The sequence below is a fragment of the Novispirillum itersonii subsp. itersonii ATCC 12639 genome (assembly GCF_000381985.1).
In the GTDB taxonomy this organism is placed as follows: Bacteria; Pseudomonadota; Alphaproteobacteria; order Rhodospirillales; family Rhodospirillaceae; genus Novispirillum; species Novispirillum itersonii.
Genome location: NZ_KB907339.1, coordinates 21,101 through 45,137, shown reverse-complemented (window position 1 = coordinate 45,137; position 24,037 = coordinate 21,101). Strand labels below are relative to the sequence as shown.

Annotated in this window: 21 protein-coding genes; 4 read left to right on the top strand and 17 right to left on the bottom strand. The window is 63.5% G+C overall.

Annotated elements, in window-relative coordinates; all coding sequences use genetic code 11:
- Positions 1–121 precede the first annotated feature (121 nt).
- The 14 genes from folP to G365_RS0105890 form a co-directional block, all read right to left on the bottom strand.
- Positions 122–1,234 (bottom strand): dihydropteroate synthase, encoded by a 1,113-nt coding sequence (folP, locus tag G365_RS0105955; protein ID WP_019644594.1) that lies wholly within the window; start codon positions 1,232–1,234, stop codon positions 122–124.
- 4 nt (positions 1,235–1,238) lie between these two features.
- Positions 1,239–3,158, bottom strand: coding sequence for an ATP-dependent zinc metalloprotease FtsH (gene ftsH, locus G365_RS0105950; protein ID WP_026345136.1), 1,920 nt, complete (start codon positions 3,156–3,158; stop codon positions 1,239–1,241).
- A gap of 146 nt (positions 3,159–3,304) precedes the next feature.
- Entirely contained in the window at positions 3,305–4,645 is a 1,341-nt protein-coding gene (gene tilS / locus G365_RS20535) for a tRNA lysidine(34) synthetase TilS (protein WP_019644592.1), read from the bottom strand.
- Positions 4,630–5,616, bottom strand: coding sequence for a tol-pal system protein YbgF (ybgF, locus tag G365_RS20530; protein ID WP_169545056.1), 987 nt, complete (start codon positions 5,614–5,616; stop codon positions 4,630–4,632). Before ybgF ends, tilS begins: the two co-directional genes overlap by 16 nt.
- A 433-nt stretch (positions 5,617–6,049) precedes the next feature.
- A complete protein-coding gene (gene pal, locus G365_RS0105935; protein WP_019644590.1) occupies positions 6,050–6,541 on the bottom strand; it encodes a peptidoglycan-associated lipoprotein Pal in 492 nt (163 codons plus the stop codon).
- Positions 6,542–6,717: 176 nt separating this feature from the next.
- Positions 6,718–8,049, bottom strand: a complete 1,332-nt coding sequence (gene tolB, locus G365_RS0105930) for a Tol-Pal system beta propeller repeat protein TolB (RefSeq protein ID WP_245554707.1) — start codon at positions 8,047–8,049, stop codon at positions 6,718–6,720.
- Between the two features lie 229 nt (positions 8,050–8,278).
- Complete coding sequence (locus G365_RS0105925) at positions 8,279–9,238, bottom strand: cell envelope integrity protein TolA (RefSeq protein WP_019644588.1); 960 nt, start codon at positions 9,236–9,238, stop codon at positions 8,279–8,281.
- 13 nt (positions 9,239–9,251) lie between these two features.
- Complete coding sequence (locus G365_RS0105920) at positions 9,252–9,698, bottom strand: ExbD/TolR family protein (RefSeq protein ID WP_019644587.1); 447 nt, start codon at positions 9,696–9,698, stop codon at positions 9,252–9,254.
- Positions 9,699–9,730: 32 nt separating this feature from the next.
- Positions 9,731–10,441, bottom strand: a complete 711-nt coding sequence (gene tolQ / locus G365_RS0105915; protein ID WP_019644586.1) for a protein TolQ — start codon at positions 10,439–10,441, stop codon at positions 9,731–9,733.
- Between the two features lie 18 nt (positions 10,442–10,459).
- On the bottom strand, positions 10,460–10,945 hold the full coding sequence (gene ybgC, locus G365_RS0105910) for a tol-pal system-associated acyl-CoA thioesterase (RefSeq protein WP_019644585.1): 486 nt from the start codon (positions 10,943–10,945) through the stop codon (positions 10,460–10,462).
- Positions 10,942–12,000: a Holliday junction branch migration DNA helicase RuvB gene (gene ruvB, locus G365_RS0105905; RefSeq protein ID WP_019644584.1), complete on the bottom strand. Its 1,059-nt coding sequence runs from the start codon at positions 11,998–12,000 to the stop codon at positions 10,942–10,944. Before ruvB ends, ybgC begins: the two co-directional genes overlap by 4 nt.
- Before the next feature lie 3 nt (positions 12,001–12,003).
- Complete coding sequence (ruvA, locus tag G365_RS0105900) at positions 12,004–12,630, bottom strand: Holliday junction branch migration protein RuvA (protein WP_019644583.1); 627 nt, start codon at positions 12,628–12,630, stop codon at positions 12,004–12,006.
- Positions 12,627–13,169 (bottom strand): crossover junction endodeoxyribonuclease RuvC, encoded by a 543-nt coding sequence (ruvC, locus tag G365_RS0105895; protein WP_019644582.1) that lies wholly within the window; start codon positions 13,167–13,169, stop codon positions 12,627–12,629. The genes ruvA and ruvC overlap by 4 nt, the downstream gene beginning before the upstream one ends.
- 13 nt (positions 13,170–13,182) lie before the next feature.
- A complete protein-coding gene (locus G365_RS0105890; protein ID WP_019644581.1) occupies positions 13,183–13,920 on the bottom strand; it encodes a YebC/PmpR family DNA-binding transcriptional regulator in 738 nt (245 codons plus the stop codon).
- A 598-nt stretch (positions 13,921–14,518) separates the two neighbouring features.
- On the opposite strand from G365_RS0105890, the gene G365_RS0105885 reads away from it, so the two are divergent.
- Positions 14,519–16,663, top strand: a complete 2,145-nt coding sequence (locus tag G365_RS0105885) for a methyl-accepting chemotaxis protein (protein WP_019644580.1) — start codon at positions 14,519–14,521, stop codon at positions 16,661–16,663.
- Between the two features lie 82 nt (positions 16,664–16,745).
- On the opposite strand, the gene G365_RS0105880 is transcribed toward G365_RS0105885, so the two are convergent.
- Positions 16,746–18,503 (bottom strand): ABC transporter ATP-binding protein/permease, encoded by a 1,758-nt coding sequence (locus tag G365_RS0105880; RefSeq protein ID WP_169545054.1) that lies wholly within the window; start codon positions 18,501–18,503, stop codon positions 16,746–16,748.
- Positions 18,504–19,063: 560 nt separating this feature from the next.
- Between G365_RS0105880 and G365_RS20525 the strand changes: the two genes are divergently transcribed.
- Positions 19,064–19,675, top strand: a complete 612-nt coding sequence (locus tag G365_RS20525) for a methyl-accepting chemotaxis domain-containing protein (RefSeq protein ID WP_155976150.1) — start codon at positions 19,064–19,066, stop codon at positions 19,673–19,675.
- A gap of 226 nt (positions 19,676–19,901) precedes the next feature.
- The gene (locus G365_RS0105870; RefSeq protein ID WP_019644577.1) at positions 19,902–20,774 is read left to right on the top strand and encodes a branched-chain amino acid aminotransferase; all 873 of its coding nucleotides are present in this window, start codon (positions 19,902–19,904) and stop codon (positions 20,772–20,774) included.
- Positions 20,775–20,852: 78 nt separating this feature from the next.
- Here the strand turns inward: G365_RS0105870 and purN are convergent, their stop codons facing one another.
- Complete coding sequence (gene purN / locus G365_RS0105865) at positions 20,853–21,509, bottom strand: phosphoribosylglycinamide formyltransferase (protein ID WP_019644576.1); 657 nt, start codon at positions 21,507–21,509, stop codon at positions 20,853–20,855.
- Positions 21,509–22,588, bottom strand: coding sequence for a phosphoribosylformylglycinamidine cyclo-ligase (purM, locus tag G365_RS0105860; RefSeq protein ID WP_026345134.1), 1,080 nt, complete (start codon positions 22,586–22,588; stop codon positions 21,509–21,511). Before purM ends, purN begins: the two co-directional genes overlap by 1 nt.
- On the opposite strand from purM, the gene G365_RS24220 reads away from it, so the two are divergent.
- A complete protein-coding gene (locus G365_RS24220; protein ID WP_026345133.1) occupies positions 22,588–23,892 on the top strand; it encodes a DUF2066 domain-containing protein in 1,305 nt (434 codons plus the stop codon). The genes purM and G365_RS24220 overlap by 1 nt on opposite strands.
- Positions 23,893–24,037 lie beyond the last annotated feature (145 nt).

The window sequence follows — 24,037 nt, the reverse complement described above, 5'->3', positions numbered from 1 at the left end:
GCACATGCCACATGAAGCTGGTATGACAGGCGAAAAATAAAAGACAGTCCGCATGGCGTCCAGAGGATTCACAGACTCTGCGCGGGGATTTTTTGCACCAGCGAAACCTCCCCCATACCGGTCAGGCCTGCCAGACTTTCAGGGCCTGCACCGTTTCCGCCACATCATGCACGCGGACAATCTGCACCCCTTGCTCCCAGCCACGGATTGCAGCGGTCAGCGACCCCGGCAGGCGGTCTTTCGGCCGGTCTACCCCGGCCAGCCGCCCGATAAAGCTTTTGCGCGACGCCCCCAGCAGCACCGGGCAGCCCAGCCCGTGCAGCATGCCGAGGGTCCGCATCAGGGCTGCATTGTGCTCAACCGTCTTCCCAAACCCGATACCGGGATCCACACAGAGAGCCTCGCGGCTGATCCCTGCCGCCAGACAGGCCTCAACCCGCCGGGCCAGTGCCTCAAACACCGCAACCGGCGCATGGGGGTAGGACGGATCCGCCTGCATGGTGCGGGGATCTTCGCCCTGCATATGCATCAGCATCACCGGCTTACCCAACCGCACCGCCGTCGGCAGACTGTCCGGGTCACCGAGAAGGCCGGTCACATCATTCAGTATGGCTGCACCGGCAGCGACCGCGGCCTCCATCACCACCGCATGGCGGGTATCAATCGAGACCACCGCCCCGCGGTCAGCAAAAGCCCGGATCACCGGAACAACACGACGGATCTCTTCCTGCGGGGAAACCGGATCAGCCCCGGGACGGGTCGACTCCCCCCCGACGTCAAGAACTGTCGCTCCGGCGGCCAGCATCTCCAGCCCCCGTTGTACCGCCGTACCCGGATCAAAATGATCGCCGCCGTCAGAAAAACTGTCCGGCGTCACATTAACAATCCCCATCACGTGGGGGCGCGCCATATCAAGCCCGGCGAACGCAGGCCGACGCCCTTCCACCGCGGCCAGACGGCGCTTGACCATGCCCCAGACCGCCTCTCCCGCATCGCGGGCCCAGCCGGTCAGCGCATCCCGCGTGCAGTCCACCTGCGTCAGCTCTGACGGCCCGGTCTGCAACCAGACCCGCCAGGCCAGAACGGGAACGCCGGTCGCAGGAATTCCCCCGCCCAGCGGCGACAGCCACAGGGGCGGCAGCCCCGGCGCCGCCAGAGAATGATCCCCGGCTGCCACCATGGAAAAACCCCGCACCAAGGCGGGGCTTTCCACAACCGTAAAGGTCGATGTCATGCGGTTACTGCCCCGGCTGCGGTTCCGGCCCGGAGACCGGCGGAACCGAGGTCGGGACCGACGATTTGCGCGGGGCAGCATCGCCGCCACCGGCGGTCCCGGTTCCGGTGCCATCCCTCACCACCGGCTCACCGTTCATTACCGCCCGCAGTTCCTTACCCGACAGGGTTTCATATTCCAGCAGGGCCTGCGCAATGCGCTCCAGCTGGTCGCGGTTTTCGGTAATGATATCAAAGGCGCGCTTGTAGCCTTTTTCGACCAGACGACGGATCTCAAGATCAACTTCCCGGGCGGTCTGCTCGGAAATGTTCTTGTGGGTGGTCACCGAATGGCCGAGGAACACTTCACCTTCCGGCTCGCCATAGGCGATCGGGCCGAGGGATTCCGACATCCCCCACTCGGTCACCATGCGGCGGGCCCGGTCGGTTGCCATTTTAATATCCTGTGCCGCGCCGCTGGTCACTTTTTCCGGCCCGAACACCACCTCTTCAGCAATCCGGCCCGCCATGGCAATGGCAAGGAAGGATTCCAGATAGGCGCGGTTGGCGGAATAGCGGTCGCGTTCCGGCAGGCTCTGCACCAGCCCCAGCGCCCGGCCACGCGGCACGATGGTCGCCTTGTGGATCGGGTCATAATCCGGGGAATGCAGGGTCACCAGCGCATGGCCCCCTTCATGGTAGGCGGTCAGCTTCTTTTCATCTTCGGTCATGACCATGGAACGGCGTTCCGCCCCCATCAGGACCTTATCCTTGGCTTCTTCAAAGTCAGACTGCGACACCACCCGCTTGCCCTTCCGGGCCGCAAGAAGGGCTGCCTCGTTGACCAGATTGGACAGATCCGCGCCCGAGAACCCGGGGGTGCCACGGGCGATCACCCGCACATCCACATCCGGCCCCAGCGGGGTCTTGCGGGTATGGACCTTCAGGATCTTTTCACGGCCAGCCACATCGGGGTTCGGCACCACCACCTGACGGTCGAAACGGCCGGGACGCAGTAGCGCCGGGTCAAGCACGTCAGGGCGGTTGGTGGCAGCCACGAGGATCACGCCCTCGTTGGCCTCAAAGCCATCCATTTCCACCAGCAGCTGGTTCAGGGTCTGCTCACGCTCGTCATTGCCACCGCCGAGGCCGGCACCGCGATGACGGCCCACCGCATCGATTTCGTCGATGAAAATGATGCACGGCGCATTCTTCTTGCCCTGATCGAACATGTCGCGGACACGGCTGGCGCCGACGCCGACAAACATTTCAACAAAGTCAGAGCCGGAAATGGTGAAGAACGGCACATTGGCTTCCCCGGCGATCGCACGGGCCAGCAGGGTCTTACCGGTGCCCGGCGGGCCGACCAGCAGCACCCCTTTCGGAATCTTGCCGCCAAGACGCTGGAACTTCTGCGGATCGCGCAGGAACTCCACCACTTCTTCCAGTTCCTGCTTGGCTTCGTCGATGCCTGCCACGTCCTCAAACGTGACGCGGCCCGACTTCTCGGTCAGCAGGCGGGCCTTGGACTTGCCAAACCCCATCGCCCCGCGGGAACCGCCCTGCATCTGACGCATGAAGAAAATCCACACACCGATCAGCAGCAGCATCGGGAACCAGGAGATCAGAATCCCCCAGAACGTCGGGGTTTCATCATCGCGCGGCATCGCATTGATGCGCACATTGTGGTCACGCAGCGAGGTGACGATATTCGCCCCTTCCGGCACATACACCGAGAAGGTCTGCCCGGTCTGCATCTGCCCGGTTACCCGGTCGCCCTGAATGGTGACGCTGGCAATGTCGTTACGGTCCACGTGTTCCATGAACTCGGAGAACGCCAGCGACGACGCATTGGTGCGCGGCGTCGAGGTCTGGAACAGGTTGAACAGCGCCACAAGAAGAACGGCGATGATCACCCACAGCAGCAGATTCTTGCTGAAATTCAAGGGACAGCCCTTCCGTACCAAAAGCCGGTCCGGCAGCAGCGCCGGTCGGCAGACAAACATATAACTCTTCACATAAGTCGGTCCTGCGCCGACGCAAGCGCCGGTGCCGATCCTTCAATACCTGTGGCAAGAAAGCCACAATTCTGTCAACGCAGTCCGCTGCTCCGGATCATTCCGGCAGCGGATACAGCCCGAACGGGGCGGAACCGGACGAGAGGGAACTCTACCTCCGGCCCGTCAGCTAATCTCTGCTTCATGAAATAGCCCAGATGCGGCACCGATACCAGTATCCGATCGAACCATAGAGAGAGAAGAACCGGCAAGGCCCGCCGGGGAAGCGCGGGCATCCCCTGCCTTCCTTCCAGAAGCCGCACCCCCTCGGCCCCTAAAGGCCGCACCGTCAGGGCAGGAAGGGCAGACCGTCCCCGAGTCGCCTCTGTCCAGTCCAGATCAAACCGTCGGTCCCACCACAGGCGTTGACCGGGGTGCAGCATCGTGACCGGGATCCCCCGGTCCTCGCGCCAGATCCAGAGCGCACCCCGCTCCACCACCATCCGGCACCCGCCGAGGGTCATCGGCTGCCCCCATCGGGTCAGCGCCTGACGGATCCGCTCCGCCCGTGGGGGATAAGCATGTCCACCAAGACAGCCCAGCAAGCCGGACAGAGCCCGGCAAGAGACCTCCTGCGGTTTTGTCAGCCAGCGTTGCCAGTCATGAAGACAGGCTAGCCCTGCAGGCAGGATCGCAGCTGTTTCCGCCACAAGGGTCGCCGCCAGAGCATCCACCACCTCACGGGCACCGAACAGAGTGTGGGCAGTTCCGGCCAGCCGGGCCTCCGTCAGCCCCAGAGAGGCCATCTGCGGCGCGGCCTGACGCATCTGCACCCGCTGGTAACGGTCCGATTCGTTTGACGGATCAGAAATCCACGGTTGCCCCTGCTGCTGCAACGTTGCCTGCAGACGGGCCTTCGGGATGCCCAGCAACGGACGCAGCACCCGGCATTCCGGCAGATAAGACACAGCGCTCATGCCGCTCAGGCCACTGACCCCGCTGCCCCGCGCCAGACGCAGCAGCAGCGTTTCAGCCTGATCCCCCCGGTGATGTGCCAGCAGAAGATGCAGGACACCCTGTGACCGGCACCAGTTGCGCAGCAGCGCATAACGCTGGGTCCGCGCCCAGTTCTGAAGATCTGACTGCGGCGGCGGAGCTGTCACGGTCAGGGCGTGATGCCGGATCCCAAAGCCTGCCAGCCATTGCCCGACCTGCCGGGCCTCCGCCGCCGCTTCAGGCCGCAGGCCATGATCGACGGTCAGGCCAACCACAGACCCACCACGGTCCTTGGCCCAACGGTGGGCAAGCAGGCACAGAGCCAGACTGTCAGCCCCCCCGGAAACGGCAATGGCCAGACCGGGTGCCGTCTCAAACGGACCCAGCCCGGCCATCAGGGCTGCAAACTCGCTGTCGCTGACCCTCAGGTCTTCGGACACTTCAGGCGATCCCGTTCCGACTCAGCCCGGCGCTTGGTCACATCCGACGCCGTCGGATACTCCTTCGGGATCCGTGTCAGGGCGGCACAGGCCTCTTTGGTCTGGTTCAGGGCCCCCATCGACAGGCCCAGCTTCAGCAGATTATCCGGGGCCTTGTTGTTTTTCGGATAATTGCGGTAGCCATCAAGAAAGGCGACGGCTGCATTTTTGAAGTCCTGCCGGACGTAATAGGTTTCCCCCAGCCAATACTGGGCGTTTCCGGCCAGATCATGCTTCGGGTTCTGCTTAACGAATGCCTCAAGCGCCGACTGGGCCCCGGCATAGTCCCCGTTCCGCAGCAGGGTTGACGCGTAGTTATACTGTTGCTCCGGGCTGCCGGACGGCAACCCCGCCGGAGCCGCAGGCGCAGCAGCGGCAGGAGTCCCCGCCTTAGGCGCAGCAGATTGCGGCAGCACCCCAAATACACCGGGCTGACCGCCCGAGGCCGCCGGAGCGGGAGCCGCAGCAGCCGGGGGGGCCGCAGACGCCTGAGCCCCTGCCCCGCCATGCTGCTCCAGCTGCTGAAGCCGGAAATCCATATCCTTTGAAATATTATCGACTCGGGTATTCACCCGGGAGACAGCGTGCTGGGTTTCTTCCATCCGGCCGGTCAGTTCCGCCATCTGGCGCTCAACTTCTGCCAGACGCAGCATCAGCTGCGAAGCCATGTCACCGCCCATTGCGGCACCGCCGCCGGACGGCAGCGCAATACCGTTGCCCCCGGACTGCCGCTGCAGTACCGACAGATCCCGCTCGAGCCTCTGAATCCGGTCCGCCATATCACTGATGTCCTGCGCCATCGCCGACACCGGGCCAAACCCCACCGACAGGGCAACCGCAACCGCTGCCGTCAGGGCGCGGACACGGACGGAGACACCGGTAAGCATCTGGCTGGAAAGCACCTGACCGGGAAGCATAGGGGCGACACGCATTCTCTGCACTCTCTGCGATTCCGACACCACTCCCGACCCGGCTGCCAGACCTGCGGCAGACAGAAGACGGGACATTGTAACACCGGGACCGAACTGCGTCGGCCCCCGCTCTGCTCAGAACGGGCCGACAATGCCACGGTAACCACACGATTGCTATGCAACAGTTGGTTTCCGCGCGCAAGACAGACGATGGCCCCACACGTCCGCCGCTCACTCCGATCCTCTTACCCAAACAGCAGAGGATGGCAAAAACGTGGCGGCCCGACTCAAGCTGACTGCCAGAGCCGGGCCACGAACGCTTTCCGGGACACAAACGGCGACGCCTGCGCCTATCCACTTTCCTTCGTAAAGGGAGCGGACAAACGCAGGCGCCATGATGCCGTTTCCGTCAATCAGTCCTGTACCGCTCTACGCGGTACGGTGCTGCTCCGGATTACTGCAGGACGGAAACGCCGCGGCGGTTCTTGGCCCAGCAGGCTTCGGTGGAGTCACCGCATTCCGGACGTTCCTTACCATAGGAAACGACCTTCAGACGGTCAGCCTTCACGCCCTGAGCAGCCAGGAACGCCTTCACGGAGTTCGCGCGGCGCTCACCCAGAGCCAGGTTGTATTCACGGGTGCCGCGCTCGTCAGCATGGCCTTCGACGACGACAGAGTACTTGGTGTACTTGTTCAGCCAAGCAGCCTGGTTCTTCAGGACGGCCTGACCTTCGGCGCTCAGGTTGTACTGGTCGAAGCCGAACAGGACGCGGTCACCGACCACGACCTTGAATTCTTCGACGGAACCGGCGACCGGGCCAGCCTTGCCAGCGGTGGTCGGGGCGGTGTTGCCGGTGGCGGTTTTGCTACCAGCATCTTCAGAGGCGGTCGAGCAAGCGGCGAGCAGCGCAGCAGCAGCGACGACAGGCAGCAGACGGAACTTCATCTTATTTCCCCTCGACTTCTTTAGCATGGGGTTTGAGTTCATTATGCGCAGTCGGGAGTCCAAGGCTCCGGCTGCGCCAAATCGACGGGCACCTTCCTACCGATGCCCATCGCGTGGCTTATATAGCCTTTTTGCGGCAGCGTACAGAGGGACTTTACAGGTTTTTTATTCTGATATCAGGGAAGAAGCGGCGACCATGCCGGATCCGAGGATCCCTGCGGGGTCACAAGGCGACGTTCATTGAAGCCGGTCAGGTCAATGCTGAACAGTTGCGGTGCAGCACCATTGGCTTCCTGACGGTAGTACATCAGCACGCGGCCATTGGGGGCCCAGGTCGGGCCTTCCATCAGGAACCCATTGGAAAGCATACGCTCTCCGGTCCCGTCAGGACGCATCACACCGATGTAGAACTCGCCGCCCTTCATCTTGGTGAAGGCGATCAGGTCCCCGCGCGGCGACCACACCGGCGTGGCATAGCGGCCATCACCGAAGGAGATGCGGCGCACATTATTGCCCTGCGCATCCATCACATACAGCTGCTGGGCACCACCACGGTCAGAGTTGAAAACAATCTGCTGGCCGTCCGGAGAATAGCTCGGCGAGGTATCAATCGCCGGATGGTTGGTCAGGCGGGAGGTCCGCCGAGTCCGCAGATCCATGTCATACAGCTCGGAGTTACCGTCCTTTGCCATCGACATGACGACCTTGTTACCGTCGGGCGAGAATCGGGGTGCAAAGGTCATCCCCGGGAAGTCGCCCAGCAGCTCCTGACGGCCGGTGTCGATATTGAGCAGGTACACGCGGGGCATCCCGTTGTAATAGCTCATATAGGTGATTTCCTGCGCCGTCGGCGAGAAGCGCGGGGTCAGAACCATATTCGAGCCATCGGACAGGTAATGATGGTTCGCGCCATCCTGATCCATGATCGCCAGACGTTTGACGCGCTTGGTGGCCGGGCCGCTTTCCGCGACATAAACGACGCGGGTGTCGAAATAGCCGTCTTCGCCGGTGACACGCTTATAAATCTCATCGGCGATGATGTGCGAGACACGGCGCCAGTTTTCCGGCTGGGTCACATAGGCCTGCCCCTTCATCTGCTCACCGCCGTAGATGTCCCACAGACGGAAGGCGAGACGGAGGCGGCCATCGGGCTGCGGCTCAACCACACCCTGCACCAGAAGCTGGGCATTGATGGTCCGCCAGTCGGCAAAGCGCGGCTGGGTATCCAGCGACGGCAGATCCTGAATAAAAGCCGCCTTGTTGATCGGGGCGAACAGGCCTGACCGCTCAAGGTCAGCAGTGATCACCGAAGCGACATCACCGCCGAATCGGCCCGCTTCACCGGGACCCGCAAAATCAGGAATGGCGACCGGCATCGGCTCGACCTTCCCGCGGGTAATGTCGATCTTCACCTCGGCACGGGCCGTCTGCGGGGCCACGGCCGCCGCCAGGGCAACGCCGGCGACGGCAAGCCCAAACAGCGCCGCACCCATGCGGCGCAGAGACATCTGACGGACACTCTTCATCATCGCTGCGCTGGTCCTCTCACCTCGCCCCGGGATCTGGGGCACATCAGACAAACCGCCTGCCGTCAGCAGACGCCAACAAAACACAGGAACGTTTTCCGCAAAGGCGGGCACCGACCTGATGACAGAAGGGGCCCTATCTCCGCTCACGGCAGGACAGCCCCTTCAGTCAACCGGCGCCCGCTGTATCAGAAAGCGCTCTTTTCAAGGATCACAAGCGGTCGCGCGGGGCGAAGCTCAGTTCCAGAACCTTAAACTCTTCGTACTTCTGTGCCGGATACTTCAGCGGCTGGGATTTCAGCACCGCCCGCTTGGCTGTATCGGCAACCGCCCGGTATCCCGAGTCGGTGTTGTATCGCACGGTATCGACCACATCCACCCGGGTCACGGTGCCATCCGGATTGATCGCAACCCGCAGCACAATGACCATTGATTCAATGCCTTTGGCACCGACATCAAACACCCAGTTCTGTTCAATCTGGGCCCGGATCGCGTCTTTTTCGCTCATCGTCGCCCGGTCAGCCAGCGGCGCATTGAGAATACGCGGCGAGTTGGCCGAATTGGTAGCCCCCTGCGTCGGCGCAGACGGCGCAGCCTGTGATGGCGGCGGCGTGCTGGACTTCGGCTGCTGACGGTACTTTTCGACGTTCTTCATCAGGTCTTTAAACGGGTCTTCCTCCACCGGTTTCTTCGGCGGTGTCTTCTCCGGCTCAGGCTTCGGCGGCTTCGGCGGCTCCGGCTTCGGATCGGGCTTTTTCGGCTCCGGCGGCAGGGTTGGATCAACCTGTTCCGATTTCGGTTCCGGTTTCGGCGGTTCAGGCTTCTGCGGCTGGGGCTGCGGCTTTGGCGGTTCCACCGGTTTCGGCGGCTCCGGCTTCGGGGGCTCGGGCTTCGGCGGTTCCGGTTTTGGCGGCTCCGGCTTCGGCTCGACCTTCGGCGGTTCCGGCTTCGGCTCCACCTTCTGGGCCACCTGTTCTTTCTGCTTGGCGCTTGGCGGCGGCGCGGCGGTCCGCTCAGCGATTTCCACCAGATCAATAACGATGGGCGCGTCCTCAACCGGCATATCGCGGGTGAGGAACGGCAGCCCCAGATACGACAGGGCACCGAGCAGCACATGCAGGCTGACCGAGATGATCAGGCTGCGGCGCAGTCCGGAGTCGTTATCGGACACGGGCCCCTACTCCTTACTTCTTCGGTTTGCCGCTGGCGGGCTGGGTAATCAGCGCAGCCTTGGTAAACCCACCGGCGTACAACGCCCCCAGAGCCTGCATCACCACGCCGTACTGGCTGGCGGCATCCCCGCGCACATAAATACGCACATCCGGGTTTGCCCCGGCGATGGCCTTCACCTTTTCCGGCAGCTGCTCCAGCGTCACCGGGCTGTCGTTCAGGAACAGCTTGCCGTCACCCTGCACGGTCACGTACAGCGGCTTGTTGTCCTGTTCGTTCATGGCCGGGGCCTTGGCCTTGGGAAGATCAACACTGACCCCGGTGGTCACCAGCGGTGCGGTGACCATGAAGATCACCAGCAGCACCAGCATCACGTCGACCATCGGCGTAACGTTGATATCCCCCATCGGCCGACGCTTGCGGCGTCCGCCCCGGCCACCGCCACCCACATTCATGCCCATGCCTGCGGTCTCCTGCTCGTCCGATCCGGGGTTTAGCCGCGCTCGTCGAGCTGACGGGACAGAATCGCCCCGAACTCGCCGGCGAAGTTTTCCAGACGCTGGGCAAAACGGTCCATGTCAGAAGAAATCTTGTTGTAGGCCAGCACCGCCGGAATCGCCGCCACCAGACCGATCGCGGTGGCAAACAGGGCTTCGGCGATCCCCGGGGCGACGGTGGCAAGGCTGGTATCCTTGCTGGCGCCAATGGCGGCGAAGGAGTTCATAATCCCCCAGACCGTCCCGAACAGACCGATGAACGGTGCCACCGAGCCGGTGGACGCCAGAAAGCCGACGCGCTTTTCCAGCCCTTCCATCTCGCGGGTGACGGTGATGTGCATCACCCGTTCCAGCCGCTGGGCCAGACGCACGCGCATGGTGACATCCCCGGCGTTGTTCCGGCCGGAGGAGCGGCGCCATTCCCGCATTGCCGCGACGAACACCGCTGACATCGGATCAAGCGGCCGGTTCCCGATCCGCTCAAACAGATCTTCCAGCGAACCGCCGGACCAGAACCGCTCCTCAAAATCATCAGCAAGCGTCACAACGCGGCGCATCTTCATCACCTTGTCGATGATGATCGCCCAGCTCCAGACCGAGGCCCCCACGAGGGAGAGCATCACCATCTTGACGATGATATCCGCCTGAAGAAACAGGCCGATCATCGACAGATCGTGTGAGGCAGCAGGAAGAGACGAGGCATCCATGATGGTATTTCCGAGCCTTCAAAGAGTCTGTGATTCGGAGGGTTCTACTACAGGAGCAGCCGGTCTGACCAGCAATGCCCGCACAGCAGCCGGAATTCTGGCCGGACGGCCATCAGCCGCACCGCCGACACGCATGCAGGCCAGTGTCACACTGACCTGCACCAATGTCTCTCCGTTCAGGGTGATGTCCTGTCCGATGGTCAGGGTGGCACCGGTCACGGCGTCCACCCGGCTGACCACCACCAGCGCATCGTCAAGGCGCGCCGGGCGGCGGTAATCGGCAGAGCAGTGGCGCACGGCGAAGGCGACACCGTCCTGCTCCAGCATCCGCCGCTGTTCAATCCCCAGCAGGCGGACCATTTCCGAACGGGCCCGCTCGGCAAATTTCAGATAATTGGCGTAATAGACGATACCCGCAGTGTCCGTGTCTTCATAATAGACCCGCAGCGGGTACAGATGCGTCCCATCGGCCAACCGGCCGGACGTCGGCGCGACAGAAGTCATTCCCCGTCCTCCGGATCAAGAAGATCAAGCTGGGCTTTCACCGCCTTCGGCACCGCCAGCCCAAGGTGAGCAAACCCGGAGTCGGTCAACATCCGCCCCCGGGGGGTCCGCTGGATCAGCCCCTGCTGAAGCAGAAACGGCTCGATCACCTCTTCCAGCGTATCACGCTCTTCCGACAGGGCGGCGGCCAGCGTGTCGACCCCGACCGGGCCACCCCCATAATTCTCGGCGACGCACTTCAGATAGCGGCGGTCCATGGCATCCAGGCCACGCTTATCAACTTCCAGACGGCCCAGCGCCGCATCCGCAATGAAGGCATTGACCGGCAGACGCTTTGCAACCACCGCAAAATCACGGACCCGGCGCAGCAGGCGCCCGGCAATACGCGGCGTGCCGCGTGACCGTCGCGCCACTTCCAGCGCACCGTCGTCGGTGATCGGCAGATCAAGAATGGCTGCGGCCCGGCGCACGATGGCGAGCAACTCCTCCGGCTCATAGAAATTAAGCCGCAGCGGAATCCCGAAACGGTCCCGCAGCGGTGTGGTCAACAGGCCGGACCGGGTGGTCGCCCCCACCAACGTGAACGGCTGCAGGTCAATCCGCACACTGCGGGCCGACGGGCCATCCCCGATGATCAGATCCAGCTGGAAGTCTTCCATTGCCGGATACAACACTTCCTCTATGGCAGGATTAAGGCGATGGATTTCGTCGATGAAAAGAACGTCATTGCGTTCCAGATTCGTCAGAAGCGCCGCCAGATCCCCGGCTTTGGCAATCATCGGGCCGGAGGTGGCCCGGAAGCCAACCCCAAGCTCCCGCGATACGATCTGCGCCAGCGTGGTTTTCCCCAGCCCCGGCGGGCCGAACAGCAGCACATGATCCATCGCCTCGCCACGGGCGCGGGCAGCCTGTACGAAGACAGACAGATTCTCGCAGACCTGCCGCTGGCCGGTAAAGTCTTCCAGCCGCTGCGGGCGGATGTGGGTATCATCGCCGTCCTGCCGGGTACTGGTGATCAGGCGGTCCGTTCCGGCGGCCTCCTCGCTGCGGGCCATAACTTAGGTCCCCTTGCCAAGATCACGCAGGGCAGCGCCGATCAGGGCTGATACCGCGGCCCCCTGCCCCAGCGCCACAGCGGCACGCCCAACCGCAGCGAAGGCATCCAGACGGGCATACCCAAGATTGACCAGTGCCGAAACGGCATCTTCCATCACCGATGGCTCCGCCGGGGCGGCCTTGGGCGTGGTCAGAGCCACCCCCGCCACCGGAGCGCCAAGCGACAGACCGGACACCTTATCCTTGAGTTCAGAAGCAATGCGGGCAGCCAGCTTCGGCCCGACCCCGGCGGCCCGGCTGAGGGTTGCCTTGTCCTGCGCGGCAATCGCCTGCGACAGCTGGGTGGTATCCCCCACCGACAGCAGCGCCAGCGCCACCTTGGCCCCCACCCCCTGCACGGTCAGCAGCAGACGGAAGAAGGACCGCTCCGCCTCGCTGATAAAACCATACAGGTGAATGTGGTCTTCCCGCACATGGGTCTCGATCACCAGCGCGGTACCCTCACCGGCTGCGGGCAGCCGCGACAGGGTCCGCGCCGAGCAGAACACCAGATAGCCGACGCCGTTGACGTCGATCACCACCCAGTCATCCCCGCTGCTGTCGACCAGCCCTTTCAGCTTGGCGATCATCGGCGCCGTTTCCCTGCCTGTTGGAGTTCCGCTTTCAAAATCGCCTGCCCCAGCGTCTGCGCTGAAGACCGGTGGTGGGCGTGACACACCGCCACCGCCAGCGCATCGGCGGCATCCGGCGACGCGATCATACAGCCGGGCAACAGGGTGCGGATCATCATCTGCACCTGCTCTTTGGCCGCCGCCCCGGTGCCGACCACCGCCTTTTTCACCTGTGACGGCTGGTATTCCGCCACCGGCAGGCCCCGGCGGGCCGGTGCCAGCAGCGCAATCCCCCGGGCCTGCCCCAGCTTCAGCGTCGACAGCGGGTTGCGGTTGACGAAGGTTTCCTCCACCGCTGCCTCATCCGGGGCATAGGCGGCGATCACCTCCACCACCCCGTCATAGAGCTGCGACAGGCGCTCGGCCAGCGACAGCGTGTCGTCGGACCGCACCACACCATCGGCAACCACCCGCAGGCGGTTGCCATCAGCCTCAATCACGCCCCAGCCGGTGTTGCGCAGGCCGGGATCAAGGCCAAGGATACGGACCGACGCCACGGTATACCCTTACTCAGCCCAGCTTCTCGAGAATCTCGTCAGAGATCTCTTCGTTGGAAAACACCCGCTGCACGTCGTCGTTATCTTCCAGCGCGTCGAGGAACTTAAACAGGCTGCGGGCGGCATCTTCGTCCAGCGACGCGGTATTCAGGGCTTTCCAGTCCAGACGGGCGGTCTGGGCTTCGCCAAGGGCGGCTTCCAGCGCCGTCCGCACTTCGCCCAGCATATCCGGGCCGCAGTAGATGGCGTGCTCTTCGTCGTTGGTCACCACGTCATCGGCACCGGCTTCGATCGCGGCTTCCAGCACCGCATCCGCCGAGCCCGCCGTCAGCGGGTAAGAAATATAGCCGACGCGTTCGTAGTTGAACTGCACCGGGGTCAGCGATCCGCCAGCCTTCGAGAAGATCGAGCGCACTTCTGACGCGGTGCGGTTGCGGTTGTCGGTCAGGGCCTCGACGATCACCGCCACATTACCCGGCCCCATGCCTTCGTAGCGGATTTCTTCGTAATCTTCGCCTTCCCCGCCGGCCTGAGCCTTCTTCAGGGCGCGCTCGATATTGTCCTTCGGCACGGAGTTGCGGCGGGCTTCCAGAATGGCGGCACGCAGGCGCGGGTTGCCGTCGGGTTCCGGGCCACCGGTCTTGGCGGCAACATAGATTTCCTTGGCCAGCTTGGTGAACAGCTTGGCGCGCTTGGCATCCTGCGCACCCTTGCGGTGCATGATGTTCTTAAATTTGGAATGACCAGCCATAACTCACGATCCCTGCTGAGGGCGCCGACGGAGGGCAGATAGTTTCAGATATTTCCGGCAACGGGTTCCCGGCCTGCACAGGCCCGGCACCCGAACGGAGAAACCCGGCACAACGCACTCCCGGCGGGCCTGATTGACAGGCACACCGTGGGAGGTCATCAGACCGGGTCCCGGAAAAAGCGGTGCACTATGGCAGCAACGCCCCATCAATGGCAAGTGCGCCGATGCAGAAGGGAACAATTAAAGAACATCCATCTTCACTCCTCCCGCAGATGTGATCAGGCCCACCCGTCACCCCATGGTAAGACCATAACGTCCGGCCACCCGAAACCTATACGCGGGGAGAAGATGCCCCTCTGGAAGGTATACGAATGCACTGGGGCATTTCTTCTTCTTCCCGGCCCACACATCGCACGAACTGGCGTAAGGGTTAGGCTGCCGACATATAAGTCTGTCACAGGAAAACCACGAGCCACCAAAGGGCTGGGAGCAGACAGGCCACCAATGGCCGCGGCAGGGAGAGCGTTCGGGCCGGAAACGGCCCGTATCCACAAAAAGACTCTGGATTGACGACAGGAACGATTTCGGAAGCCCGCGCATGACCTTCAACCGTATTTCCGCCCGCTTACCGGGCCTCATCAGCCTGCTGACCCTGATTGCGGTGGTCGTGACCAGCGGCGTCGCCTATATGCAGCAGTCAGCGGAACTGACGCGACAGGCAGACCTGCGCCTGAGCGGGCAGCTGAACACCATCACCCGGGCGCTGGATGACGCTTTCGACTCAGTCCACGATGACGCCACCCTGCTGTCGACCAATCCGGCCATCGCCAATGCCCTGCTGGAGATGTCGGAAAGCTACAGCAGTGTCGGGTCTAACCCGGGGGAAAGTCTGCGCGCCCTGTATGTCACCAAAAACCCCAATCCCGAGGGTGAAAAAGAGAAGCTGAACAAAGCCAGCGACGGATCATCGTATTCGATGGCCCATGACAAATGGCATCCGTGGTATCGGGGGGCCCGTCAGGAGCGGGGCTATGCCGACATTCTGCTGATCGATGCCAACGGCAACGTGGTCTACAGCGTGACCAAGGGGGCCGATTATGCCACATCCCTGACCGCTGGCCCTGCGGCGGACAGCGCACTGGCCACGCTGTTCAAGAGTATTGAGAGCAACCCTAAAACCGGGGAAGTCGCCTATGCCGATTTCTCGCTCTACGCCCCGGCCAAAGGGGTCCCGACCGCGTTTGTCGGCGCCCCGGTGATTGATGGGTTCGGCGAGTTTCTCGGTGCGCTGGTGTTTGCCGTGCCGTCCACGGCGGTCGAGCAGATTCTCCGCAGCGCCTCAGGCATGGGGGAGACCGGGGATGTCTATCTGGTCGGCCCCGATCATAAAATGCGCAGTGAAAGCCGGTTTTCCAAAGAGCCCCAGACGCTCCGGCGGGTGATCGAAACCACTCCGGTGGCCGAAGCGCTGGCCGGGCGCAGCGGCCTTAATGAGGCCGAGAATGCCGAAGGGGTCAGCGTCATCGCCGCCTATGCCCCGCTGTCGGTTCTTAACACCCCCTATGCCGTCATTGCCGAGATTTCTCACGATGAAATTCTGGCTCCGGTGATGGCGATGCGGCAGACACTGATCCTGTCCGGCGTGGTGATCGGGCTGATCGTGATCGGCATCGGTGTTGCGTTCTCGCTGTCGATCACCCGTCCGCTGGTGCGGATGACCGCCGCAATGAACGCGCTGGCCACCGGCGCGCTTGACACGCCGATCCCTGACCGCAGCCGCCGCGATGAAGTCGGTGACATGGCGGCATCAATGCAGGTGTTTAAGGAAAACATGCAGCAGGTGGAACGCCTGAAAGCAGAGGAAGAGCTGTCAAAGCAACGGGCGGAGCAGCAGCGCCGTCACGAAATGCACGCCCTCGCCGATGCCTTTGAGACCAAAGTGCGCGGGGTGGTTGATACAGTCAGCAATGCCGCCGCGCGTATGAACGGGCAGGCAACCGCCCTCAGCGGTATGGCATCACAGACGCAGTCGCAGTCTGCCGCCGTTGCCGCCGCGACCGAAGAGGCGTCGGCCAATGTGCAGACCGTTGCCGCCGGAGCGGAAGAGCTGTCCGCCTCCATCGGGGAAATTGCCCGGCAGGTGGAACAGTCGCGGCAGGCCGCCGATGAAGCCACCCGGCAGGCGCAGGAAGCACAGGAGATGGTGCAGGCAATGGTCCGCACCTCCGAAAGCATCGGCGAAGTGCTGACCCTGATCGGCAACATTGCCGGGCAGACCAACCTGTTGGCCCTGAACGCCACCATCGAGGCCGCCCGCGCCGGGGACGCCGGGAAAGGCTTTGCCGTCGTCGCCAACGAAGTCAAGGCACTGGCGACCCAGACCGCCTCCGCCACCGAGGAAATTGCCCGCCAGATTGGCGGGGTGCAGGACCAGACCCGTACCGCCGTGCAGATGATTGACGCCATTGCCGCCGCCGTGCGGTCGATGAGTGAGGTCTCCGCCGTCATCGCCGCCGCTGTGGAGCAGCAGAACGCCGCCACGCTGGAAATTGCCCGCAACACCCAGCAGGCCTCCGCCGGAACCTCTGAGGTTGCCCAGCACATTCAGGGGGTGACTCAGGCGGCCTCAGAAACCGGGACTGCGGCCGGGCAAGTGTCTTCGGCGGCAGCCGACGTCAACCACCAGTCAGAGATCCTGCGGCAGGAAGTTGACGGTTTTATCGCCAGCATCCGCAACGCCTGATCCGCCCATAATCACGTTCCGATTTTAAAAAACCGGCCCTCACGAGGGGCCGGTTTTTTTGTCATCTCTCCCCTCAGGTCTGTCACTGACCAAATGGCACGGTATGGACCACCGGTGTCTCCGTGACTTCCGCATGGCTGTTCACCCGCAGGATGGTCAGAATCCGGTCAAAGCCACCATCCAGCGGCAGCGGACGCCCCATCACCAGCAGACCGGCTTTCGGGAACTCCCGCTGAAGAATACGGATCATCGTATGCTCGGCATCAGGGTCAAGGCCGTCGGTGGCATCCTGCAGGCAGATCCAGCGCGGACGGGTCAGAAGCAGCCGGGCAAAGCCAAGGCGCTGCTGATCACCGACCGCCAGCACATTTTCCCAGGTTGCTTCCGTCCCCAGTGACGGGATCAGATCTTCCAGACCGACCCGCTGCAGGACCTCAACAATCTGTTCATCGCCATAATGCTCGGGTGGCATCGGGTAACAGACCACGGCCCGCAGGTCACCAATCGGCAGATAAGGGCGCTGTGGCATGAAGAACAGCTCCTCCCGCTGGGGAAGATCCAGCCGTCCGCGCCCCCACGGCCACAGACGGGCCACGACCTTAAACAGTTTGTTGACCATCCCCGGATCACCGGTGATCAGCATCTTCTGTCCCGGCCCGATCTGCCCGTCAAAGGCGGAAATCACCAGAGATCCATCGGGCTCCTGTACCTCAAGGCCGGTAAAACCGAACACCTGCTCAGCCGTGCGGCGCAGGGAAATGGTCGGGCCTTCCGCCACCATATTCCGGCGGGACAGGGCCAGCATGGCATCATGCAGACCCAGCACCCGCTCCACCGAGGCCCGCCACTCCGCCACTTTCGACAGATTGTCGATCGGCCACGACAGCGCCGCGATCATCTGCTGAAACGCCTGCGCCGTCTGCATCAGACCGCCAAGGGTAATCGCCCCGGAAATATAGCGCGGGGCCGCGATCAGCACCGGAAACACCTGCGACAGCACCGACCAGCTGGCGGTGAAAAAGAAAATATTGGTCAGCGCCCCGGTCTGACGGTCCCACGCCCGCGACACCCCGCGGAACAGCAGGTTCAGGCGGCGGCGCTCATCCGGCTCGCCGTGCAGCACCGCGATGGCCAGAGAGTTTTCCCGGGCATGCACCAGACCGAACCGGAAGTTCGCCTCATCCGTCTGGCGGCGGTTGACCGCCCGGACCAGCGGACGGCCAAGGAAAAACGCGACAGTGGTCCCGACGGTGGCATAGATCAGCGCCACCCAGACCAGATGCCCCGGCAGGTACAGATCGGTTCCGAACAGGGTGATCTCCGGCGACCCTGACAGGGTCCAGAGGATCTGGGTGAAGCTGATCAGCAGCAACACCGAGTACAGCAGGGAATGGGCCAGATCGACCGCGTATTCCGTGGTGATGCGGATGTCTTCGGCGATACGGCCATCGGGGTTGTCATGCTCCCCCTCAATCAGGGTAGCCTGATAATGACGCCCGGCCGCCATCCATTCATCCAGCAGCCGCCGCGACAGCCAGCCACGCCAGGCCACCTGCAGGCGGCGCTTGGTGCGCAGGTGCAGGGCCACAATCATCACATTGCCGCCAATGATCAGCAGCAGTGCCCCGATCAGGGTGACAAACATCGGGAAGGCACGCTGCTCCAGTGCGTCAAACAGCCGCTCGCTCCAGACATTCAGGGCCACCGGCACCGAGACCTGACCAATGGTCAGGATCACCAGCGCAACGGTCCAGCCAATAGCCTTCCAGCGGTCACGCGACCGCCAGAAGGGACCGGCCAGCGCCAGAATATCGCGGAACAGAACCCGCCAGGTCCGCATCGGTGCAGAGCCCCGGCGGGGGGCCCCGCTGCCGGAGCCGCCTGTCGGCCCAACGGTCGGCTTTCTGCCGGAACCGGCAGAGTCCGGAGTATCCGGGTGTGATGTCATCGGCTTTCCGGCACCAGTTCTTCCCCTGTGGCCCGACGGCTTCTCCGGCAGCGGATCCCCGGACTGTCGTCCGCCGGATTCCGTCCTGCTCTGGGCCGCACGCGGCACGTATCACTCTGATTACCTTTGTCCCTGACACCGGTCAATCAAACGTTCACAGACCCGTCATAGGTCTGCGGACGGATTTTTAAGCGGTCTGCGGAAAGATTCATCCGGCGGAGCCGTCATTTGTGTTGCGTTGGCATCGCGGCAGATTATTCTTCATGAAGCAGGGGTTATCCGGCCCACAGGGAAGGGGCTGCGGAAACTGCGCAGACCGGCAATTAATCCGGTCGCGCGGTCAATCCGGCGGGATCCTTTGCCACGCAACGTTTGGCCAATCGTACAGCCGCCGACAGGGGACAGATCCATATCCCGGCGGCCGCCATCAAAAAAACTGGGGTGGTACCGGAATGCATGACACTCAAGACACTGTAACGACTGCCCCGGCTGTCTCGTCCGGATCCCAGTCCCGGTTTGACAGTGCCGTCGCCGACATGTTCACCCAGTGCGACACGGCCCTGCACGCCTTTGTCCGTCTGCGCGAACTGTCGGAAGACATGCGCATCCTGTCGCTGAATGCCGAACTGGCCGCCGGGCGCGCCGGAACCGCCGGTGTTGCCGTCCGGGCGCTGACTCAGTACACCCGCCAGCTGGTCAGCCAGCTCAACCGGGTGCAGGAAGACATGCACACCCTGCAGGGCAAGGCGCAGGATCTGGCCAAAGGTGCCAGCGACGAGAGCGACACCGACGACGATGTCGTCTCCTCTCTGGCCGAACATGCCAAGCAGATTTCCGTTCACGCCCAGACCATCCGCCGTATCGCCGAGCAGTCCAACGGGATTGCCACCAATATCGCGATCGAAGCCGCCGGTGCCGGGCGCTATGAGCCGGAATTCCGGACCGTTGCCAACACCATGAAGCGTTACATCACCGACCTGCGGGCAATGGTTGATGATTCCGACCGCGCGGTGAAAACCGTTCTCGACGCCGCCGAACGCCTGAACATGCGCCGCAAATCCTGATATCCGGCACCGCCAGAGACCGTTGATCTGAAAACACCCTGCCCCCGGCGGGGTGTTTTTTTTCGCGTGCCGGTGACAGGCAAGGCACCGGAACCATCTGGTTCTTCAGCAGGATTGGACAAACGGCACCCACCCTGCTTATCCTGATTCTCCAAAATACGGTGATGATCCAGACAGCAGCACGATGCTGCGCCACACCCAAAAAATCCAGCAAGGCAGGTGTCCGATGTCCGGTGTTTCCCCTTCCTCAGCGCCGCTGCTTGTTTATGCCGACAGCCGCTGGCACCTCGGCAACCCCGGTCTGCTGGGTCCCCACAGTCATGCGGTGTGGCTGGGATCCTCTGTTTTTGACGGAGCCCGGTACTTTGAAGGGATGGCCCCCGACCTGATCGCCCACTGCGAACGGGCGGTCCGGTCAGCCCGCGTTCTGGGGCTGCGGCCGATGCTGACCGGCGCGGAAATTGCCGAACTGGCATGGGAAGGGATCCGCCGGGCCGGTCTGGACAGCACCCTGTACATCAAGCCGGTGTTCTGGGGCGAAGACGGTATGCTGGTGCCTGACCCGGCATCCACCCGCTTTGCCCTGTGCCTGTTTGATGCCCCGATGCCACCGGAAGACGCCGGTTTCACCGCCTGCCTGTCCAGCTACCGCCGCCCTGCCCGCGACATGGCCCCGACCGAGGCCAAGGCCGCCTGCCTGTACCCCAATGTCACCCGCTGCGTGGTCGAAGCCCATAACAAGGGCTTTGACACCGCCGTGGTCCCTGACCCCTCCGGCAACGTCGCCGAATTCGCTTACACCAACCTGTTTTTCGCCAAAAACGGCGTGGTCCATACTCCTGTCCCCAATGGCACGTTCCTCAACGGACTGACCCGGCAGCGGATCATCGGACTGCTGCGGCAGGCCGGGGTCGAGGTGCAGGAACGTTCCATCACCTTCACCGATGTCCTGCAGGCCGATGAAGTTTTTTCGACCGGCAACTACGCCAAAGTGCAGCCCTGCCTGCGGGTGGAGGACCGGGGATACGCCATCGGCCCGCTGTACCGCAAAGCCCGGGAACTGTACTGGGACTTTGCCCGCGCCAGCGCCGGAACCTAATCCGCCGGTCTCAGCACAACAAAATCCCCTGCCGGGACCTTCCGGCAGGGGATTTTCAGTTTCGGTTCTTCCGTGGCGTTACGGGGCCACGGGATTGACCAGTGCCTGACCAGCATGCGGGGCATCAATCCGCACCACATCCCCGTCAACCACGGCCCGGCCTTCAGCAATCAGCCGCAGGGCCAGCGGATAGATCCGGTGTTCCTGCTCCAGCACCCGGGCTGCCAGAAGGTCGGCGCTGTCACCAGGCAGCACCGGCACCGCCGCCTGCGCCAGCACCGGGCCATCATCCAGCGCCGGACGGACGAAATGAACGGTGCAGCCATGCACCTTCACCCCGGCCTGAAGCGCCTGAGCATGGGTATGCAGCCCTTTGAAAGACGGCAGCAGTGACGGATGAATGTTAATCATCCGTCCGTCCCAGCCACGGACAAAGCCTTCTGACAGCAGCCGCATGAACCCGGCAAGGCAGACAAACTCCACCCCGGCCTCACGCAGGCAGGCATCAACGGCGGCGTCAAAGGCTTCCCGGCTGGAATACTCCCGGTGCCGGATCAGCGCGGTGGGAATCCCGGCACGCCGGGCCCGTTCCAGCGCATAGGCCCCTTCGACGTTGGACAGCACATGGACAATCTCCGCCGGAAAGGACGGGTCGGCACAGGCGTCGATCAGGGCCTGAAGGTTAGACCCCTGCCCCGACGCCAGAACCCCGACCCGCAGCTTGCCGGCGGCCATCAGAGACCCCAGGCCTCGGCCAGACCATCCATCCGCACGGCTTCCCCGCCGTTGCGGTCGGCCAGACGACCGATCACCCGGGCAGTTTCGCCATGCTCAGCGAAGACGGCCAGCGCCGCCTCGACCCGGTCCGCCGGAACCACCACGACCATCCCGGTCCCGCAGTTGAAGGTACGGGCCATTTCCGGGGCCGCAATAGCGCCCGTTTCAGCCAGCCAGCGGAACACCGGCGGCAGCGGCAGGGCGCTGACATCCAGATCGGCGGCCACCGCGTCGGGCAGAACACGCGGAATATTCTCGGTGTAGCCACCGCCGGTGATGTGGGCCAGCGCCTTGACATGACCGGCACGGATGGCGGCCAGACAGCTCTTCACATAAATCCGGGTCGGGGTCAGCAGGGCTTCGCCCAGCGACTTTTCCGGGGCAAACGGGGCCGGGGCGTCGTAAGACAGGCCGGACCGTTCGACAATGCGGCGCACCAGCGAATACCCGTTGGAATGCACCCCGGTGGAGGCCAGACCGATCAGCACATCGCCGACAGCACAGGTGCTGCCGTCGATCATCTCACCGCGTTCGGCAGCGCCGACCGCAAACCCGGCCAGATCGTAATCGCCGGACTTGTACATGCCCGGCATTTCAGCGGTTTCGCCACCGATCAGGGCGCAGCCTGCCTGCAGGCAGCCTTCGCTGATCCCGGCGATCACATCGCGGGCCTGCGCCACATCCAGCTTGCCGGTCGCGAAGTAGTCGAGGAAGAACAGCGGCTCTGCCCCCTGCACCACCAGATCATTGACACACATCGCCACGAGGTCGATACCAACGGTATCGTGACGGTTGGCATCAATCGCCACTTTCAGCTTGGTACCGACGCCGTCGTTGGCGGCGCAGAGGATCGGGTCTTTAAAACCCGCCGCTTTCAGGTCAAACAGACCGCCGAACCCCCCAAGGGCCGAATCGGCCCCGGAGCGCGCGGTTGCTTTGGCGAGCGGCTTGATGGCTTGCACAAGAGCGTTTCCGGCGTCAATGTCAACGCCAGCATCCTTGTAGCTGAGTCCGGTGGTCTTTGAAGGAGTAGACAATGGCGCCCTCGCGCTGGTTCGGTGGTTTGAAGATGGGAGGCATGGCCTTCTCGGGTGGGAACATACTGCAACGCTCCGGCATTGCAACGCCCGTTGCCATGTCGCCGCGCCGGATGGCCGCGTTGGCAGGCGTTTTTGTCGCGGTTTCCGCCCTGTCTGCCTTTGCCGGAACGGTCCCGGCCCGGGCGCAGATGGCGGCGCTGACCGCGCCCGCCAGCAATTCCGCCGATCTGATGGCGGTTTATACCATAACCGGGGTTCCGGTGGATGCGACCGCCGGGAATGCTGTGCAGGCCCGTGAAAAAGCCGTCGCCGAAGGGCAGAAGGCCGCTTTCCGGCAGCTGGCGGCCCGGCTGTCCGGCCCGCAGGCCCGCGACTCCGTCAGCGCACCGACGGATGCCGAGCTGCCGTCGCTGGTACTGGGTGTGGCTGTGGAGAATGAAAAGACATCCTCCGTCCGCTATGTCGGCACCATCAGCGTCAGCTTTTTCCCCGACACCGCCAAAAAGCGGCTGCAGGCTGCCGGGCTGCCGGTGTTTGACACCCCGGCCAAGCCGATGGTGGTGCTGCCGATTTTTCAGCCTGCCCCGGATGCCCAGCCCCAGCTGTTTGATGAGCGTAGCCCGTGGAAAGCGGTCTGGTCCGGGCGCCCCCGCTCTGGCCTGACCCCGCTGGTGGTGCCATCCGGCGATCTCAGCGATATCGCCGCACTGGACGCCACCAAGGCGCTGGCGCTGGACCAGACCGGCCTCGCCACCCTGATGCGCCGGTATCACACCGAAGATGCGGTCGTGGTGAAAGCCGTGCTGTCCGGTGACGGGCAGACCCGGAAAATCGACCTGTCACTCGCCAGACCCGGCGGCACCTTCCAGTCGCTGGGCAGCGTCGCCGCCCCGGTGACCAGCAGCCTGACCGCCGCGCTGGATGCCGCCAGCGACACCATCGCCGACTGGCTGGATGCCCAGTGGCGGACGCAGGCGGGCTCCGCCGTGTCCCTGATCGGCTCAGGCTCGCTGACCATCACCGTCACCCTGCCCGGCGGCCTGACCGACTGGCTGGCCGTGCGTCAGGCCCTGTCGCAGCAGATTGTCAGCGGCTGGTCGCTGCAAAGCCTGACCAACCGGGAAGCCGTGGTCAGCGTCACCCATCGCGGGGCGGCGGCTGATCTGGTGCATGCCATGGCTGAGAACGGCATCATCCTTGCCGATGACGGCACCGGTCGCTGGGTCATGACCAGAGGGGTCCCCCCGGCAGCAGCCCCCCAGCCGTCCCCCTCCCAGCCGTCAACCGTCGTCATTCAGTAGTGGTATCGCTGTGGCCCCGGGTGTTGCCCCGGGCCGTAATCTGCTTTTCCGGCCCGGGGTTTACCAGTAAGCTGCCGGGCCGGTTGCTTTTTTAAGGCCATCCCGGCACCTTGCCAATCCTGCCGCCCCTGTAAACCCTGCCGTC

Coding starts and splice junctions, on each gene's coding strand:
- G365_RS0105890 (WP_019644581.1), bottom strand. CDS start 13,920: ATGGCTGGTCATTCCAAATTTAAGAACATCATGCACCGCAAGGGTGCG.
- G365_RS0105885 (WP_019644580.1), top strand. CDS start 14,519: ATGACCTTCAACCGTATTTCCGCCCGCTTACCGGGCCTCATCAGCCTG.
- ruvA (WP_019644583.1), bottom strand. CDS start 12,630: ATGATCGCCAAGCTGAAAGGGCTGGTCGACAGCAGCGGGGATGACTGG.
- ybgC (WP_019644585.1), bottom strand. CDS start 10,945: ATGACTTCTGTCGCGCCGACGTCCGGCCGGTTGGCCGATGGGACGCAT.
- G365_RS0105920 (WP_019644587.1), bottom strand. CDS start 9,698: ATGGGCATGAATGTGGGTGGCGGTGGCCGGGGCGGACGCCGCAAGCGT.
- folP (WP_019644594.1), bottom strand. CDS start 1,234: ATGACATCGACCTTTACGGTTGTGGAAAGCCCCGCCTTGGTGCGGGGT.
- pal (WP_019644590.1), bottom strand. CDS start 6,541: ATGAAGTTCCGTCTGCTGCCTGTCGTCGCTGCTGCTGCGCTGCTCGCC.
- G365_RS20525 (WP_155976150.1), top strand. CDS start 19,064: ATGCATGACACTCAAGACACTGTAACGACTGCCCCGGCTGTCTCGTCC.
- G365_RS0105870 (WP_019644577.1), top strand. CDS start 19,902: ATGTCCGGTGTTTCCCCTTCCTCAGCGCCGCTGCTTGTTTATGCCGAC.
- G365_RS24220 (WP_026345133.1), top strand. CDS start 22,588: ATGGCGCCCTCGCGCTGGTTCGGTGGTTTGAAGATGGGAGGCATGGCC.
- tolQ (WP_019644586.1), bottom strand. CDS start 10,441: ATGGATGCCTCGTCTCTTCCTGCTGCCTCACACGATCTGTCGATGATC.
- tolB (WP_245554707.1), bottom strand. CDS start 8,049: ATGTCTCTGCGCCGCATGGGTGCGGCGCTGTTTGGGCTTGCCGTCGCC.
- ybgF (WP_169545056.1), bottom strand. CDS start 5,616: ATGCGTGTCGCCCCTATGCTTCCCGGTCAGGTGCTTTCCAGCCAGATG.
- ruvB (WP_019644584.1), bottom strand. CDS start 12,000: ATGGCCCGCAGCGAGGAGGCCGCCGGAACGGACCGCCTGATCACCAGT.
- purN (WP_019644576.1), bottom strand. CDS start 21,509: ATGGCCGCCGGCAAGCTGCGGGTCGGGGTTCTGGCGTCGGGGCAGGGG.
- G365_RS0105880 (WP_169545054.1), bottom strand. CDS start 18,503: ATGCGGACCTGGCGGGTTCTGTTCCGCGATATTCTGGCGCTGGCCGGT.